We start from the raw sequence: 15,480 nt of genomic DNA, 5'->3' as shown, positions 1-15,480 counted from the left end.
GATGCCGATCCCGAATCCAAACGGCGGCGCGCTCACCGAAGAGCACGTCCAGATCCGCGAGAGCGTGCGCGGTTTCGCCGACCGCGAAGTGGTGCCCGTCGCCAACGAGCTGGACAACAAGGCGGCGGAGATCCCGGCGCACATCGTGAAGAAGATGGCCGAGCTGGGGTACTTCGGCCTGATCTTCTCGCCTGACTACGGCGGCAGCGGCCTCGACACGCTCTCCATGGCCATCGTCGCCGAGGAGTTGTCCAAGGCCTGGCTCTCGGTCGGCTCGGTGATGACGCGGATGATCATCACCGCGTCGCTGGTGCAGGCGAACGGCACCGAGGAGCAGAAGCAGAAGTTCCTCCCCGGCCTCTGCACAGGCGAGCTGCTCGCCGCTGCCGCATTCACCGAGCCCGACGCCGGCAGCGACTCTGCCGGAATCAAGTGCCGGGCCGTGAAGAAGGGCGACAAGTACCTCATCACCGGCGAGAAGACCTGGTGCACCTGGGCGAACAAGGCGCATCTGCTCTGCACGACGGTGATCACCAATCCGGAGGCCTCCCGCAAGCACGACCGGCTCTCCATCCTCCTCATCCCCAAGACCCCCGGTGACGAGTTCCATCCACCGCAGCTCGCCGGCAGCCCGATCCCGACCATCGGCTACAAGGGGATGAACTCCTACGCGCTGCAGTTCGACGGGTACGAGGTGCCGGCGGAGAACCTCCTCGGCGGCGTCGAAGGGAAGGGCTTCCGACAGCTGATGAGCACCTACGAGATCGCGCGCATCCAGACGGCGGCGCGCGCGGTGGGAGTCGCGCAGGCGGCCCTGGAAGCGGCGCTGCGCTACTCGCAGGAGCGGACGCAGTTCGGAAAGCCGATCAGCGAGTTCCAGGTCATCGGCCACAAGCTCGCGCACATGGCGACGCAAGTGGAGGCCGGGCGGCAGCTCACCTACCACGCCGCCCGGATGAAGGACACCGGCAAGCGCTGCGATCTCGAGGCCGGGATGGCGAAGGCGTTCTGCGCCGAGATGGCCGAGCACGTGACCAGCGAGGCGATGCAGATCTTCGGCGGGTACGGCTATTCGCGGGAGTTCCCGGCGCAGCGCTTCTGGCGCGACGCGCGCGTCTTCCGCATCTTCGAGGGTACGAGCGAGATCCAGTACGAAGTGATCGCCAAGCGGCTGCTGGAGGGATGACCTTGAGCACGCGCCATCGCTTCACCCGCGACGACAACCTGTACGAGGATTTCACCGTCGGCGACACCATCGTCCACCCACGCGGGCGCACGATCTCCGACGAGCACATGATGTGGACGAACTTCGTGCTCAATACCGCCCAGCTCCATTTCAACCAGAAGATGTGCGACGACCAGCCGCAGGTGACATTCGACGGCCGTCGCGTGGTGTACGGCGGCATCGTCTTCGCCTTCGTCGCGGGGCTCGCCTCGGAAGAGACGGAGGAGAACGCGCTCGCGCACCTTTCCTACGACGAAGGGCGCCACCTGACGCCGGTGTTCTCCGGCGACACCCTGTTCGCGGAGAGCACCGTGCTGTCGAAGAGCGACGACGACCCTCGCCTCTCCTCCATGGGGAAGCCGGGGCAAGCCGGGGTGGTGAAGTTTCTTCTGCGCGGGAAGAACCAGAAGGGCGAGGTAGTCCTGGAGATCACGCGCGAGCTGGCGATTCTCAAGAAGGAGTTCCGGCCGTGAGCGTTACCCGCAGCGGGATCGCCATCCAGCCCGTGTACGGGCCGGACGACGTGAAAGAGGCCCCGCCGCCGCCGGGCGAGTACCCGTTCACCCGCGGCATCCACCGCAACATGTATCTCGGCAAGCTCTGGACGATGCGCCAGTACGCAGGCTTCGGGACGCCACGGGAGACGAACCAGCGCTTCAAGTACTTGCTCGGCCAGGGCCAGACGGGACTGTCGCTGGCGCTGGATCTTCCCACCCAGCTGGGCATCGACGCCGACGATCCGGAGGCTGAGGGCGAGGTCGGCAAGGTGGGCGTCTCCATCGGATCGCTCGCCGACATGGAAGAGCTCTTCGCCGGGATCCCGCTCGACAAGGTCTCGACGAGCATGACCATCAACGCCACCGCGCCCATCCTCCTCGCCCTGTACGAGGAGGCGGCGCGGAAGCAGGGTGTTCCCGACGACCGCATCTCCGGGACGGTGCAGAACGATCTCTTGAAGGAGTTCGGCGCGCGCGGCGCGTGGCTCTTCCCCATCGAGCCCTCCCTGCGGCTCGCGTGCGATCTGATCGAGGACACCGTGAAGCGGCTTCCCCGCTTCAATCCGATCAGCATCGCCTCGCACTACCGCGACGCGGGCGCCACGCCCGCGGAGGAGATGGCGTACACGCTCTGTGCCGGCAAGGCCTACGTGGAGAACCTGCTCGCCCGCGGGCTCTCCGCCGACTCGTTCGCGCCCCGGCTCAGCTTCTTCTTCTACACGTATACGAACTTCTTCGAGGAGGTCGCCAAGTACCGCGCCGGCCGCCGCATCTGGGCCCGGCTGCTGAAGGAGAAGTACGGGGCGAAGGAGCCGGAGAGCTGGCGGCTGCGGGCGGCCTGCGTCTGCGGCGGCCACTCGCTCACCCGGGCCGAGCCGCTCAACAACATCGCCCGCACCACGCTGGAGACCTTCGCGGTCGCCTGCTCCGGCGTGCAGAGCGTATTCACCGCCGCGTACGACGAGGCGTTCGCCATCCCCACCGAGCTTTCCGCCCGTACCGCGCTGCGAGTCCAGCAGATCGTGGCCTACGAGACCGAAGTGGCGCAGACGGTGGATCCGCTCGGGGGAAGCTGGTTCGTCGAGGCGCTCACCGACCGGATGGACGAAGCGATCGGCGCCGTGATGGCGGAGATCGACGAGCGGGGCGGCTTCGTCGAGGCATTGCGCAGCGGATACGTGCAGCAGCGCATCGCCCAGCGCGCCTACGAGCACCAGCGGGCGGTGGAGAAGGGCGAGGTGGCGGTCGTCGGCGTCAACAAGTTCCGCACGGTGGGCGAGGCGCACGACGAGCCGGAGATGGAGATCACCAGCGCGTCTCCGGAGGCGGCGCGCGAGGCCGCCGCGCGCGTCGCTCGCGTGAAGAAGGATCGTGATGCGCGCAAGGCGCAGGCGGCGCTGCGCTCGCTCTCCGAAGCGGCAGCCGGCCCGGGCAATCTGCAGCCGCGCATCCGCGATGCGGTGCGCGCGTATTGCACGGTGGGAGAGATCGCGGCAGCGTTGAAGCAGCAGTTCGGCGCCTACCAGCCCCCGACGAGGTTCTGAGCGATGGAACGGAAGATCCGCGTGCTCGTCGGAAAGCCGGGCCTCGACGGCCACGACCGCGGCGCGCGGGTCATCGCAGCGGCGCTGCGCGATGCCGGCATGGAGGTGGTGTACACGGGGCTGCGCGCGAGCGTTCCCGCCATCGCGGCGGCGGCGGCGCAGGAAGACGTCGACGTGATCGGCCTTTCGATCCTCTCCGGCGCGCACGGGAGCATCTGCGAGCGGCTGATCGAAGCGCTGAAGAAGCTGAAGGCCGACATTCCGATCGTCGTCGGCGGAATCATTCCCGCGGCAGATCACGAGAGCCTGCGCGCGCTGGGCGTCGCGGCGGTGTTCGGGCCCGAGTCGCCCCTCGGTGCGGTGGTGGAGACGGTCCGCGCCCTGGCCTCCGGCCAGCCTGCTCCGCAAGACCCGAAGCCTGCGCCCGCGGGAATTCCCGCGACGCGCCTCGATCACACCGCCATCTGCGTCAAGGACATGAAAGCGTCGATCGCGCTGATCGAGGACATCCTCGGTCAGAAAGTGGCGCATGAGGAGCACGTTCCCGCGCAGAAAGTGGACGCGGCGTTCTTCGACTTCCCCAACGGCGCATCGCTGGAGCTGGTCGCTCCCCGCGGCAACGCCGGCCTGGAAAAGTTCCTCGAGAAGCGCGGCGACGCCTTGCACCACCTCGCGATGCGCGTGAAGGACATCGACGCAGTCCTGAAGCGCCTGGACGCGCGCGGCGTCCCGCTCATCGACAAGGTGGGCCGCCCGGGTGCGCGCGGGCACAGAGTGGCCTTTCTCCACCCCAAGGCGTTCGGCGGAACCCTGCTCGAGCTCGTCGAAGCCCATGAGGAGTCTTCCAGATGATCAACATCTTTCCGCTCGGTGAGATCCCCAAGAACGTCGGCGAGATGTCGAGGAAGATGCTCGCCTGGTGCGTCCGTCCCGATCGGGAGGGAGACCCCGAGACCGCGATGAAGGTCGAGGAGGTCGACGTGCCGGCGGTGGGCCCGAACGAGGCGCTGGTGCTGGTGATGGGCGCAGGCGTGAACTTCAACGGCGTCTGGGCGGCGAGGGGCAAGCCGGTGAGCGTCTTCAGGATGCACGGCGAGCCGATACACATCGCGGGGTCCGATGCGTCCGGCATCGTCTGGAAGGTCGGCGACCAGGTGAAGCGGTGGAAGGTGGGCGACGAGGTGGTGATCCACTGCAACCAGTCCTGCGGCCAGTGTCCCGAGTGCAACGGGTTCGACCCGATGGCCTGCAGCGAGCAGAAGATCTGGGGTTACGAGACGAGCTGGGGGAGCTTCGCGCAGTTCACGAAAGTCCAGGCGCAGCAGCTTCTGCGCAAGCCGAAGCACCTCGATTGGCTGAGCGCCGCTTCCTATGGCCTCACCTATTTCACCGCCTATCGCATGCTGGTGCACCAGGCGGAGGTCACCGCCGGCGATCACGTGCTGATCTGGGGCGCGGCGGGCGGCCTCGGCGTCTTCGCGGTGCAGATCTGCAAGATGCTCGGCGCCAATCCCATCGCCATCGTCGGCGGAAAGGACAAGGTGGACCTGGTGAAGTCGCTCGGGGCGAGCGCGTTCATCGACCGCAACGATTACGCGGATCTCATGTACAAGCCACCGGAGACACCGGAGCGGAACAAGGCGCGGATGGAGGCCTGCAAGAGGTTCGGCAAGAGGGTGCGTGAATTGACCGGCGGCAAGGACGTGGACGTGGTCTTCGAGCACGTGGGCCAGCAGACCTTCCCGACCAGCGTCTTTCTGGCGAAGAAGTTCGGGAAGATCGTCATCTGCGGCGCCACCACCGGGTTCAATCTGGAGTTCGACGTCCGCCACCTCTGGATGCGGCAGAAGCAGATCCTCGGCTCGCACTTCGCCAATGCCTACCAGGCCGAGCGCGCCAACCAGCTCGTGCACGAGGGCAAGATCCGGCCCGTGCTCGACCAGGTCTTCCCTTTCGAGCAGACGGCGCGGGCGCACGCCCTGATGGCGGCGAACAAGCACAAGGGCAAGATGGGGATCGCGGTGCAGGCGGCGGTCGCCCAGGCAGGGGTCCCCAAGGCCGACGCGGCGTAGGCCCGGCGCGCGATGACCGAGGCGGAAAAGGCGAAAGTGCTGGAATTCACGCGGCGACCTTTCGCCGCGGTCGCCGCCATCGAGGACGCCGACGGCATGGGAGCGCGCCTTCTGGAGCCCGGCACCGGGAAGGAGCTGCGGATCCGTTGGGGCGAGATCGCGCAGATCGAGGAGCGCGCAAGTCCGATGCGCGCCGCACCTTATCTGGTGCTGGTCCTGGAGGACGGCCGGCAGGTGGCGCTGGCCGACGTCGGCTTCGCCTTTGCGCCGTCTACCGTCAACACCGGACCGATCCCGGATTTGCCGGCAACGTTCTGTTTTGCGGACTTCCGACATTTGTCGCAGGGAATCGAATCGCTCCTGCAGCAGGAAGGGCGGGAGAAGGAAGCGCTCGGCGCCGTCCTCATGTCCATCGCGCTCCTCGACGGAGCGCGTGCCGCCGGCCTGGAAATCGCGCGCGAGGAGCGCCGCCTCGATGCGCTGCTGCGGGCATTGGAAGAACGCGGCGTGAAATTGTGACTATTGCAAAAACGGGAGCCGCGCTCCTTGACAATCGGTTTACACGCGGCTCTATTGGCGCGCGATTCTTTATCGATTTCCTTTATCGATCGGAGCCACGATGGCACGCGGACGCGGACGACCCGGCATGGGGGAATGGGTGCAGAGCCTCGGCGAGCAGATCGGGACCCAGCTGGGCCAGATCATCGCGCAAAGCGTCCAGCGCACGCTGGAGAGCTCCATCGACGCCGGCGATCTCGCGCGCCGTCTCGGGGCAGGTCTGGGTGGCCGGCGCGGGCGGCGTCCGTCGGGAGCGCGCGCCGTCTGTAGCGAAGCCGGCTGCGGCAAGCCGGTGCTGGCGAAGGGCCTTTGCCGGTCGCACTACTACCGTGCCCGCTACCGCGCGCAGAAAGCGGGCACGCTGGTCCCCCGGGGGCGCAAGCGCCGGGGCCGGCGCAACTCCGAGTCCGCGAGCGCGGAGGCTGCCTCGTAGCCGCTGCCGCACCGGAGGTGCGGCTTTGCGGCTACTGTTTGAGGCTGTACAGCGTCGCTGTTTGGGGAAGTTGATGTAGAGTGGCGCGGGGATGCAATTCAGTTGCGAGAGCTGCAAAGCGCAGCTGCAGATCGCGGACGAAAAGGTCCGCGGCAAGCGGCTCGTCGTCCGGTGCAAGCGCTGCGGGGCGAAGATCGCTCTTGCCGATCCGCTCGTCTCGAAATCGCCTCCCCGCGTCATCGCACCGGGTCCCGCATCCTCGCCGCGGGCGGTGTCGGTCCCCGACAGCGACACCGAGAGCACGCGTGCGATGGACAGCGACGTCCTGGAGAGGGCGCTGCGGGCCTCGCGGCGTGACGACATCCAGAACGGCTCGCCCCCCACCCAGCGCTTCGCCGCGCCGCCCCCCGCCATCCCGCCCGATCCAGCCGTCTGGTTCGCCATGCTCCACGGCAAGCAGACCGGGCCGATGACGCGCACCGATCTGGAGACTCGCGCCGACGAGGGAGAGCTCGGGCCGCGGACGTACGTCTGGTGCGAAGGCATGGACTCATGGCAGCGCGCCAAGGACGTCATCGAGTTGGTGGCGCTCTTCCCGCAGCTTCCCGGGCCGACGGCTGCGATCTCGCCGGCGCACCGGAGCCCGCACGTGCTTGCCGCGTCCGAGGGGCAGACATCCTCTGCGGCGACGGAGCCAGGGGCCACGGCCGGCGCGGATACGCAGCCGCACGCCTACTCCATGGACGAGAGCAGCGCACCAGGCTCGGGGCACGCAGCGGCGGCGGAGCAGGCGGCGCCCAAGGAAGCGACGCCGCAGCCAAGGTCGGCCACGGAGATCGAGCCGCGCGCGGTCATGTTCGGGAACGCAGTCCGGCACGGCCAGGGGCCTTTCATCGTGTTCGTCGGGCTCATGGCCCTCGCCGTCGCCGCGATCGTTCTCTGGATCGTCCTGGGCGCCGCGCCGCAGAAGCCCGCCGAGCCGCGGCCCGAGGCGGAGAGCAGCGCGCGCGCGGGAACCAGGGTGCAGACGCCGGCGCCGGGGACGGCGGAACCGCCGTCGGCGGCAACGGCGTTCGTCGGTCTCACCGCCGACCAGGTGCGCCGCAAGCTCGACGAGAACAAGCCTGCGCTGCAGGACTGCGTCGACGATGCGCGCCGGCACGATCCGGACCTCCAGGTGGGGACCATCCGGGTGGCCACCACCATCGCGCCTTCAGGGCAGGTGACCGAGGCGCGCATCGATCGCCAGTCCGTGGACGAGAGCCCGCTGGGCGTGTGCCTGAAGCGCGCCACGAGGAAGATCGTGTTTCCGCGGTTCTCCGGCGCCGCGTTCGATGTGGAGATCCCCATCTCGGTGGGTGCGGGGCGTTGAGCGCGGATGCGCTGATCGCCCGATTCGAAGAGGAGAGGTCGCGCGCGCTCGGTCGCTTTGGTCGGAAGCAGGCCGGGCTCTATTACACGCCGCCGACAATCGCCGCGGAAGTGCTGGCGATCGCGCTGCGGACCTCCGGAGTGGAGGATGGCCGCGTCCTCGACCCCTGCGCCGGCGGCGGGGCGTTCCTCGTCGCCGCGGCGCGGGCGGGCCTGCGCGATCTGCACGGGTTCGACCTCGATCCCGGCGCGCTGCGGGTCGCGCGCCAGGCGCTGCGGCTGTGCGGAGCGACGGCGCGCCTGCGCCGGGCGGACGCGCTGCGCGTGGCCCCGCGCGAGCCGGCCGATCTGATCGTTTCCAATCCGCCCTACGGTCACGTCAGCGTCGCCGCCGAGCGCGCGTTCCTGCTCCGCGCCTTTCCGGCGCTGCGGGGCGGGGAGATCGACCGGTATGCGGCGTTCCTCCTCCGCGCCCTGCAACTCGTGCGACCCGGGGGCGCCGCGGCGCTCCTCGTTCCGGACACGTGGATGTTCCTCTCGCGCTCCGGCGCGCTCAGGCAGGAAGTAATCGCCCAGGCGGAAGTGGCGGCCCTCGTCGATCTGGGAAAGCCGTTTGCGTCGGCGAAGGACACGCGGGTGCAGGCCGTCGTGCTCGTGCGTCGGCCCGCTCTCGCGCGCGCGACCTACGTCGCGAGGCGCGGCAAGGCGCTCGCGACCGTCTCAGGCGGCGAGCTGGTGGCGACGTCCACCCGGGGCTGGTTCGTCTACCGCTCTGCCGCCGAGCGAGACCTGTGCCGCGCGATGGAGGCGAACGCCGTCCCTCTCGGCTCCGTCTGCAAGGTGGGCTACGGCATGCGCACGGGGAACAACGCGCGGCACGTCGGGCGGCGGGAGCCACGAGGGCGGGAGATCGGCCTGCTCGGCGGCGAGGATATCGTTCCCTATGCGCTGCGGTGGCGGCCCAAGACCCTCCTCGATCCTTCGCCGCTCGCACGGCTCGTGGACCGCCAGGTTGGCAGCGAGCGCGTCGCCGTGCAGCGGATCCGCACCAACGCGCTCGTTCCCTGGGCCCGTTGGCTCGAGGCGGCGGTGGTCGGGCGCGACCGCGTGTGCCTGGACTCGCTCTCGACGCTGAGCTGCGGAGACCCCGAGCGCCTCTGGGCGCTGCTCGCGTGGATCCAGGCCGTTCCGCTGCAGCGATACCATCGACTGCGCACCACCGACGTAAACGTGAAGCCGAGCGCGTTGCGCGAGCTTCCCGTCCCGCGGGCCCTGCTCGACGATCCGTCCAGCCTCGCGGACCTCGCCCGGCAGCGGGCAGTGGCAGATGGGCCTGGCGCAGCGCACGCGCTGGACCGGCGCATCGATGCCTGCGTCTATTCGCTCTTCGCGCTGACCGGTCGGCTCGTCGATGCGTCGGAGCGGGGCTATTGGGGAGAACGGTATTCGCAGGAAATCCGGCAGCTTGAGCGATGCATGTCAGACCCCTCCGGCAAGCTTGCGCGCAGGGAGGAAATCGCATGATCGCCCTTCTTGCCCTGCTGGCCGCCGCCGTCGCGCTCTCCGTCCTTCTCGCCAGCTCCCGCGCGCAGGTGCGGGATCTGAAGTCCGCGCTCCTGGCCCGGGATGCCGAGCTGCGTTCGGAGCGCGAGGTCCGCTCCGCCGAATCCGCGGCCCGCGCCGCGCTCGAGGCCAGGCTCGATTCCAGCGAGGAGAAGCACCAGAGGCTGCAGGAGACATTCGCAGCCTTGTCGCGCCAGGCGCTCGACGCGAATACCGCGCATCTCGTCCAGCTCGCCGACCAGGTGCTGCGCCGCGCGCAGGAGAGCTCGCAGGCGGAGCTCGACCGGCGCGCCCGGGCAGTGGAGGAGATGGTGCGGCCGGTGCAGGAGTCGCTCGGCCGTGTCGACGAGAAGATCGGCAAGCTGGAAAAAGCGGGGGACGTGACCGCGGCGCGGTTGTCCGAGCAAGTGCGCGCCCTGGCCGCGCAGGAGGAGAAGCTGCGCGACGAGACCGCGAAGCTCGCCACCGCGCTCCGCGCTCCCGCGCAGCGCGGCCGGTGGGGAGAGACGCAGCTGCGGCGCACGCTGGAGCTTGCGGGGTTGCGCGCCCATGTGGACTTCCTCGAGCAGCCGGTGGCGCAGCTTGCGGATGGCGTGCTCCGGCCAGACGTGGCGGTGCGACTGCCGGGCGAGAAGACGGTGCTCCTCGACGCGAAGGTGCCGCTCGAGGCGTATCTCAAGTCGGTGGAGGCGCCGGAAGCCGACCGCGAGGCGCTCCTGGTCGCCCACGCGGCGCAGCTGCGCGCCCACGTCGACTGCCTCTCGCGCAAGCAGTACTGGGAGGCGTTCGCGGGCAGCCCGGAGATGGCGGTCCTGTTCCTGCCGTCCGAGGGGCTGCTGGCGGCGGCGCTGGAGGTGGATCCGGCGCTGCACGAGGACGCATTCGCGAAGCGCATCGTGCTGGCTACGCCGGCTACGCTGCTGGCGCTCCTGCTCACCATCGCCCACGTCTGGAAGCAGGACGCAATCGCCGCGAACGCGCGCGAGATCGCCAACGAGGGCCGCGAGCTGCACAAGCGCATCGCCGACCTGAGCCGGCACATGGCGAAGCTGGGGCGCGCCCTGGAGAGCGCACTCAAGACATACAACGGCGCCGTCGGGTCGTTCGACAGCCGCCTGTTGCCGGCGGCGCGCCGGTTCGAGGAGCTGAAGGCGAGCGCCGTGGACGTCCAGCTCGACCCCCTCGCCGAGGTGGAGGTGCTGCCCCGCTTGCCGCGCCCGGCAAGCGACGAAGGGCTTCCGGACGACGCCAACTGAACGAAACGAAATCCTTGGCGTGTTTGGCGTGCTTGGCGGTCGATCGGAAGAGGTGCCAGTTCTTGACCGACTTCGGGGTGCAAGATAGCTTCCGCGCCCCGTGACTGCTCCTTCCCGGCCGCGATTCAAGCGCATCCTCCTGAAGCTGAGCGGCGAAGCGTTGATGGGCGAAGGGAAGTACGGAATCTCGCCCAAGACCTTGCAGCAGATCGCGCAGGAAGTGCGCGACATCGTGGGGATGGGCGTCGAGGTCGGCATCGTCATCGGCGGCGGAAACATCTTCCGCGGCGTGTCCGCCAGCACCGAGGGGATGGACCGCGCCAGCGCCGACTACATGGGGATGCTGGCCACGGTGATCAACGCGCTGGCGCTCCAGGACTCGCTGGAGAAGCTCAGCGTCTATACGCGGGTGCAGAGCGCAATCGACATGCAGCAGCTCGCCGAGCCCTACATCCGCCGACGCGCCGTGCGGCACCTCGAGAAGGGGCGCGTGGTCATCTTCGCCGCGGGCACGGGCAATCCGTACTTCACCACCGACACGGCCGCGAGCCTCCGCGCGATGGAGATCCACGCCGACGTGATCCTCAAGGCCACCAAGGTCGACGGCATCTATACCGCGGACCCGATCAAGGACCCGAGCGCGACGCGCTACAAGACGCTCAGCTACATCGAAGTGCTGGGGAAGAACCTCAAGGTAATGGACTCGACCGCGATCTCCCTCTGCATGGACAACGAGCTGCCCATCATCGTCTTCGACCTCGCGCAGCGGGGGAACATCATCCGGGTGGTGCAGGGCGAGGACGTGGGCACGCTGGTCGGCACGCTCAAGCCCCAGCAGCAGGAGGCCTGATTCCATGGGCATGGCAGAGGACATCCTCGACGACCTGCGCAAGCGCATCAGCAAGACGCTCGACGACCTGCGCCGCGAGCTGGCGAAGGTGCGCACCGGCCGCGCCAATCCCGCGCTGCTCGACGCCGTGCGCGTGGACTACTACGGTCAGATGTCCCCCCTCAACAACGTCTCCAACGTCACCGTCGCCGATCCGCGGCTGATCGTCATCAAGCCGTGGGAGAAATCGATGATCCCGGTGATCGAGAAGGCGATCAACGCCGCCGGCCTCGGCGTGAATGCCCAGTCCGATGCCGAGGTGGTCCGCGTCCCCATCCCGCCCCTCACCGAGGAGCGCCGCCGGGAATTCGTCAAGCTCGTCAAGCACAAGGGGGAGGAGCACAAGATCGCCATCCGCAACGAGCGCCGCGACGCCAAGGAGCTGATCGAGGAAGCGGTCAAGGAAGGCGAGCTCACCGAGGACGACGGCAAGAAGGCGATGGAGAAGGTCCAGACCGAGGTCGACAACGGAGTGAAGAAGGTCGACGAGGTCATCGGCTCGAAAGAAAAAGACCTCATGCAGGTGTGATCATGCGGAAGAAGCGCAAGAGGCCGCAGCAGCGCCTCCTCCACGCGGCGCGCGAACATCAGGACGCACTGGAGGCGGCGGGGCTCCCCCCGCGGGCGATCGAGAGCTACGAAGTCGCGCTGCGCGGCGTGGAGTCGCAGGCGCGCGCGATCGGCGGCGCCACCCAGGTGCTGGTGCGCGAGATCCAGCGCGAGGTGGAGGAGTTCCAGGCGGCGGTGCGGAAGGAGTTTCCCGGGAACGTGAAGTTCCAGGCCGTATTCGACGCTCAGCGGCCGTTGCCCGCGTCGGCGCGGGACGTGCTCGCGCTCGGTCGCCACGTCGCCCGGGAGGCGCCGGGATACGCGGCGAACCTGATCAAGTACGCGATCAACGCGGCCACGGTGAATCACCTGGGCGCGCTTTGCGATCAGCTGGAGGCCGCGATGGGCGGGAGGAACCCGGTGGGCGAAGCTCGCGCCATCGAGGAGCAGATCGTCGCCGTCGCGCGACAGGCGTTCGCGGGCCGCCCGGAATTGGCGGCATTCGAGGCAAGATGAGGGCCTGCTCCGAAACGGGGCGGCCGGCATCAACTTCAAAACATGTCTCTCGATCTCGGCGGGCTCTCAGCCCCTGTCAGCAACCTCGGCGACCTGATCGCCTACGTGAAGGGCGCCGAGCGTCCGCTGGACCGCTGGCTGATCGGGGTGGAGCACGAGAAGATCGGCGTGCGCGGGCCGCGCTTCGAGGCGGTGCCGTATCACGGGCCCGACGGCATCCGCGCGCTGCTCGACGCCATCGCCCGGTCGGCGGGCGGCACGCAGCACAAGCACAAGGAAAACGGCCAACCCATCGCGCTGCTGTCGAAGGACGCGTCGGTGACGCTGGAGCCGGGCGGACAGCTCGAGCTGTCGGGCGCTGCGCTGCGGTCCTTCGCCGACATCCGCGGGGAGATCGAAGCGCATCTCGCGCAGGTGCGTCGCGACTCGCACGGGATCGCCTGGCTGGCCTGTGGGTATCGTCCGTTCGGCACCCGGGACGACGTTCCCTGGATGCCCAAGGGACGCTACGCGGCGATGAAGTCGTCGCTGGGGAACAAGGGCCGCCTGGCGCTGGACATGATGCTGATGACAGCCACCGTGCAGGCGAACCTCGACTGGAGCGACGAGGCGGACCTCGCTTCCAAGGTGCGCGCGGCGACCGCCGTGTCTCCGATCGTCAGCGCGATGTTCGCCAACAGCCCCCTGGTGAATGGGCGCGACAGCGGGTACCTCGACTTCCGATACCAGGTCTGGCGCGAGACCGATGCTTCCCGCTGCGGGCTGCTCGAGCAGATGCTGCAGCCGGACTGGGGGTATCGAAGGTACGTGGAGTGGGCGATCGACGTCCCGATGCTGTTCGTCCGCAACGGGACCGAGTATCGCGACGCGGGCGATCAGACGTTCCGTGCCTGGCTCACGAGCGGTCAGCTCGCCTCTGGCGAGAAGGCGCAGCCGACGCTCTCGCATTGGGTCGATCACCTGACGACGCTGTTCCCTGAAGTGCGGGTCAAGCGGGTGCTGGAGCTGCGCGGGGCGGACGTGGTGCCGCTTCCGTTGATGATCGCGCTGCCCGCTCTCTGGGTGGGGATTCTCTACGACAAGGGCGCGCGCGAGGCGGCCGCGGCCTTGACCAGCGGCTGGAAGTTCTCCGAGCTCCTGCAGTTCCAGGCCGACGTGGCGCGCGTCGCGCTGCGCGCCCGTGGGCCGGGAGGCGCCAGCGCGCTGGAATTGGGGCGCGATCTGCTTCGCATCGCCCAGGAGGGCCTGAAAGGATGGCAGAAGACGTCGGGGCTCGACGAATCAAGGAACCTCGATCCCCTCTCCGACATCCTAGGCTCCGGCCGTACGTACGCCGAGCGGGCGCTGGAGCTCTATCGCGCCTCTGGTGGAGATCCCGCTTCGGTGCTGAAGCTCTGGCAAATCGCCTGACCTCCCAAGGAGATACCAAAAGATGACGCTCGTTCTCGCAGCCGTCCTCGCCGCCGCGTCCGTCACCCTCGAGGCCGATCCCAACCACAGCACCGTCGGCTTTTCCGTCAAGCACATGGTGGTGACCACGGTGCGCGGCCAGTTCCCCAGGTTCTCCTCCACCCTCAACTGGAACAAGGACGATCCTTCGAGGAGCGCGATCGAGCTGAAGGTGGATCCGTCGAGCATCAACACCAACAACGAGAAGCGCGATGGCCACCTCAAGTCGCCGGACTTCTTCGACGTGCAGAAGTGCCCGGAGATGACCTTCAAGTCGAACCGGATCGAGAAGTCCGGCGACAAGTACAAGGTGACGGGCGACCTGACCATGCATTGTGTGACGAAGCCTCTGAGCCTGGAGGCGAGCTTCACGGAACAGCCCATCAAGTCTCCGTTCGGCACCAGCGTGTATCCCGCCAGCGCCACCGGGAAGTTGAAGCGGTCGGAGTGGGGGCTGACCTGGAACAAGGCGCTGGAGTCGGGGGGCGCGATGGTCTCCGACGACGTGAATCTCGACCTCGAGTTCGAGTTCCTGCAGAAGCCCCTCGAAGGGAAGAAGGAAGCGCAGGCGGAGACGAAGGCCAAGAAGTAAGGGGTTTACGTTCGGAGCTCGTCGGCGATCACGGCGGCGGCTGCGCGGGCCTGGTCGAGGTGGTCAGGAGGGAATGAAATGGCGGCGACGGCGGGGTGGCCGCCGCCCCCGTAGCGCTCGGCGATGCGTGCCAGGTTGTGGCGGCGGCGATCCTGCTGCCAGGGATTGGAGCCGAGGGAGACCTTGCTTCGGGTCGGGCCGCGGGAGACGGAGACGGTATAGACCGTCGATGGGTCGGCGGCGTAGGCGATGAACTTGTTCACGGTGTCGATGCCGAGATCGGCGAGATCGTACGTGGCGACCCCATGGTCCAGGCGGATGCGTGATTTCACCAGGGCCACGACTTCGTGATGCCGCGCCAAGAGCGGTTTCAGCGGCTGGGTGACCCAGGGTTCGGCCAGCACGGACGAGAGCGGGCGCTGCGAGAGCTCGCGGATCAGCCGTGGGCACAGGTCGGGGTCCTTGGTGGCTTCGATCAGCAGCATGAGCTGCATCGCCGGGTCGGTCAGCGCGACCGCCATCTGCGGGTTCGGAAAGAGGGCGCCGTCGATGATCTCCGCCCAATCGATCAGCTCGCGCAAGGGCGAGCTGTCCCAGCCGAACTTCTCCTCCACCGTCCGGGCGAGAAACCGCGTGCAGCTCTTCGCCTGCGGATCCCAGAACTTGCGGCCGCTGCGATCGGCATGAAACACCGCTTCGTCCGCCGGCGTCTCGAATGCGCTCTGGTGATGATCGAACCACCACGTCAGCCGCGGATCGGGGGAGAAGCGGAAGTCGACGACGGCGTTCTCCTCGCCCGCGAACACGCCTTCGTCGAAGAGCTGTCCCGCGCGGTGCGCCATCCCCCGGAACGACACGTCCAGCGGGCCAGGCTTCACCTTGTCGCGGTAGAAGCGAAGGAACGCTGCCCCCGAGGCGACGCCGTCGAAGCAGTGGTCGTGGTAGCAGATCTGCAGCGCGGGCATC

General features: G+C 68.2%; 16 protein-coding genes. 15 read left to right on the top strand and 1 reads right to left on the bottom strand.

Annotated features, from left to right (window positions below; genetic code table 11):
* The first annotated feature begins 1 nt into the window (after window position 1).
* From E6J58_05480 to E6J58_05410, 15 genes are all read left to right on the top strand, one after another.
* Complete coding sequence (locus E6J58_05480; GenBank protein TMB40571.1) at window positions 2–1,186, top strand: hypothetical protein; 1,185 nt, start codon at window positions 2–4, stop codon at window positions 1,184–1,186.
* Window positions 1,183–1,698 carry a MaoC family dehydratase gene (locus E6J58_05475; GenBank protein ID TMB40570.1) on the top strand — a complete coding sequence of 172 codons (516 nt, stop codon included), beginning with the start codon at window positions 1,183–1,185 and terminating at the stop codon, window positions 1,696–1,698. The genes E6J58_05480 and E6J58_05475 overlap by 4 nt, the downstream gene beginning before the upstream one ends.
* Window positions 1,695–3,266 carry a methylmalonyl-CoA mutase gene (locus E6J58_05470; GenBank protein ID TMB40569.1) on the top strand — a complete coding sequence of 524 codons (1,572 nt, stop codon included), beginning with the start codon at window positions 1,695–1,697 and terminating at the stop codon, window positions 3,264–3,266. The genes E6J58_05475 and E6J58_05470 overlap by 4 nt, the downstream gene beginning before the upstream one ends.
* Before the next feature lie 3 nt (window positions 3,267–3,269).
* A complete protein-coding gene (locus E6J58_05465; GenBank protein ID TMB40568.1) occupies window positions 3,270–4,118 on the top strand; it encodes a methylmalonyl-CoA epimerase in 849 nt (282 codons plus the stop codon).
* Window positions 4,115–5,338: a crotonyl-CoA carboxylase/reductase gene (ccrA, locus tag E6J58_05460; GenBank protein TMB40567.1), complete on the top strand. Its 1,224-nt coding sequence runs from the start codon at window positions 4,115–4,117 to the stop codon at window positions 5,336–5,338. Before E6J58_05465 ends, ccrA begins: the two co-directional genes overlap by 4 nt.
* Window positions 5,339–5,350: 12 nt before the next feature.
* Window positions 5,351–5,857, top strand: coding sequence for a hypothetical protein (locus E6J58_05455; GenBank protein ID TMB40566.1), 507 nt, complete (start codon window positions 5,351–5,353; stop codon window positions 5,855–5,857).
* Window positions 5,858–5,957: 100 nt separating this feature from the next.
* The gene (locus tag E6J58_05450) at window positions 5,958–6,329 is read left to right on the top strand and encodes a hypothetical protein (GenBank protein TMB40565.1); all 372 of its coding nucleotides are present in this window, start codon (window positions 5,958–5,960) and stop codon (window positions 6,327–6,329) included.
* Window positions 6,330–6,420: 91 nt separating this feature from the next.
* On the top strand, window positions 6,421–7,701 hold the full coding sequence (locus tag E6J58_05445) for an AgmX/PglI C-terminal domain-containing protein (GenBank protein ID TMB40564.1): 1,281 nt from the start codon (window positions 6,421–6,423) through the stop codon (window positions 7,699–7,701).
* Window positions 7,605–9,224, top strand: coding sequence for a methyltransferase (locus E6J58_05440; protein ID TMB40563.1), 1,620 nt, complete (start codon window positions 7,605–7,607; stop codon window positions 9,222–9,224). The genes E6J58_05445 and E6J58_05440 overlap by 97 nt, the downstream gene beginning before the upstream one ends.
* The gene (gene rmuC / locus E6J58_05435) at window positions 9,173–10,519 is read left to right on the top strand and encodes a DNA recombination protein RmuC (protein ID TMB40562.1); all 1,347 of its coding nucleotides are present in this window, start codon (window positions 9,173–9,175) and stop codon (window positions 10,517–10,519) included. The genes E6J58_05440 and rmuC overlap by 52 nt, the downstream gene beginning before the upstream one ends.
* Window positions 10,520–10,619: 100 nt before the next feature.
* A complete protein-coding gene (locus tag E6J58_05430) occupies window positions 10,620–11,369 on the top strand; it encodes a UMP kinase (protein TMB40561.1) in 750 nt (249 codons plus the stop codon).
* A gap of 4 nt (window positions 11,370–11,373) precedes the next feature.
* A complete protein-coding gene (locus tag E6J58_05425) occupies window positions 11,374–11,937 on the top strand; it encodes a ribosome recycling factor (protein ID TMB40560.1) in 564 nt (187 codons plus the stop codon).
* Between the two features lie 2 nt (window positions 11,938–11,939).
* On the top strand, window positions 11,940–12,473 hold the full coding sequence (locus E6J58_05420; GenBank protein TMB40559.1) for a hypothetical protein: 534 nt from the start codon (window positions 11,940–11,942) through the stop codon (window positions 12,471–12,473).
* A gap of 42 nt (window positions 12,474–12,515) precedes the next feature.
* Entirely contained in the window at window positions 12,516–13,883 is a 1,368-nt protein-coding gene (locus tag E6J58_05415) for a glutamate--cysteine ligase (protein ID TMB40558.1), read from the top strand.
* A gap of 22 nt (window positions 13,884–13,905) precedes the next feature.
* A complete protein-coding gene (locus E6J58_05410) occupies window positions 13,906–14,514 on the top strand; it encodes a YceI family protein (protein TMB40557.1) in 609 nt (202 codons plus the stop codon).
* Window positions 14,515–14,519: 5 nt separating this feature from the next.
* Here E6J58_05410 and E6J58_05405 read toward each other — a convergent pair whose 3' ends face one another.
* The gene (locus E6J58_05405; GenBank protein TMB40556.1) at window positions 14,520–15,479 is read right to left on the bottom strand and encodes a hypothetical protein; all 960 of its coding nucleotides are present in this window, start codon (window positions 15,477–15,479) and stop codon (window positions 14,520–14,522) included.
* Between the last annotated feature and the right edge of the window lies 1 nt (window position 15,480).

Source organism: Deltaproteobacteria bacterium (assembly GCA_005879535.1).
Classification (GTDB): domain Bacteria; phylum Myxococcota; class Myxococcia; order Myxococcales; family 40CM-4-68-19; genus 40CM-4-68-19.
This window is presented reverse-complemented; position numbering and strand designations above follow the sequence as displayed.